Here is a 1144-nt window from a genome sequence, read left to right as displayed (position 1 = left end):
GTCCTCTAGGCCGAGCCCAATCGCCAGCGCGTTGAGATTGAGGTTGTGACCGAGGTCGGCGCTTGACACGATGTTCTGCACCGTTATTTCGGGATCCTCTTCAACGGGGATCTGGAGTCCGCGAAGCTTCTCGAAGATGATCCCGAGCGCTTCGTGGACGTCATCGATGCTCTTTGCGCCCGTGCACACTATCTTCCCCGACCGGAAAATGAGTGCGGCCGCCTTCGGCTCTTGAGTCCGGTAGACGAGGCCGGGGAAGTTGTCCGGGTTAAAATCGGCGCCCGGGAGGTCCTCTGCGAGCGCTTCCAAGTCGAGCTCTTGGCCGATACCGGTCGATGCAACGACGTTCTGGATCTCGATCGAATCAGCAGGGTTCGTCATCGTTCGCTTTTATATGCGTCCCCCTCCCTTATAAACGCCCGTGGTATAAACAACCGCTCGCTCGCGGTGTGTTCCTCACTACTTTCCTTTTTATCCGCGGGGCCCGGGCGGTTCAACCCTGTCCTGACGATTACAGCTGCGTGTTACTGCTACTGTGCTGCTGTGTTACTACTCCTTTCGTTGTTCGCGCACGCACGTGACTAGCAATTAGTTCGAGACGAGCAGTATCTCTCCACCGAGAGCGGACTATCGCCGTCGAAGTTCACTTTACTTTTTCCCGGTCGGAGCGCTCGTTCATCCGTGGTCGAAACGGCGTCTCGAACCCCACGCTCACGAAGCGACCTCAACGGGATCCGTCGCTGAATCTCCCCCGCGGCCTCGCTTCAGTCAGTGACAGAAAACAAATAATTTCTCGCAAATCAGTTCCTGCGGTTCGACCGAACCACCTCTCCTCGACGGGCTCCGGATGTCTTCAGTTCGCGATCCGTCGTGGCAACCTCTCTCAATGAAACCGCATGACGTGGCGGCGATGGTTCGACGGGGTTAAGTACAAGCCGGGGTTCGTGTTGAATGCGAAGGTCCCCCGGCGTGGGGGACAACGGCCGGCCGCACCGCGGCCGGTCAAAGCGTTCCGACGTGCTTAAGTGTATAAGCCCGTTCGGTTGAAATGCAAAGAACGCACCGCGGATTCGGGCCGTTCAATTCGGCCCGGTTTCGCAGAGTCGGTTCGACCGACTCACCGATATGAGGATTTCGCCCCCTG

1 protein-coding gene is annotated in these 1144 nt (G+C 58.0%); it reads right to left on the bottom strand.

Annotated elements, in window-relative coordinates; genetic code table 11:
• Window positions 1–381: TATA-box-binding protein (locus DJ73_RS00155; protein WP_094528216.1), on the bottom strand; the 381-nt coding region annotated here is incomplete at its 3' end.
• Window positions 382–1144 lie beyond the last annotated feature (763 nt).

It is taken from the genome of Halorubrum sp. Ea1 (assembly GCF_002252965.1).
Classification (GTDB): Archaea; Halobacteriota; Halobacteria; order Halobacteriales; family Haloferacaceae; genus Halorubrum.
The sequence above is the reverse complement of the archived record's forward strand: the minus strand, read 5'-3'. Positions and strand labels throughout refer to the sequence as shown.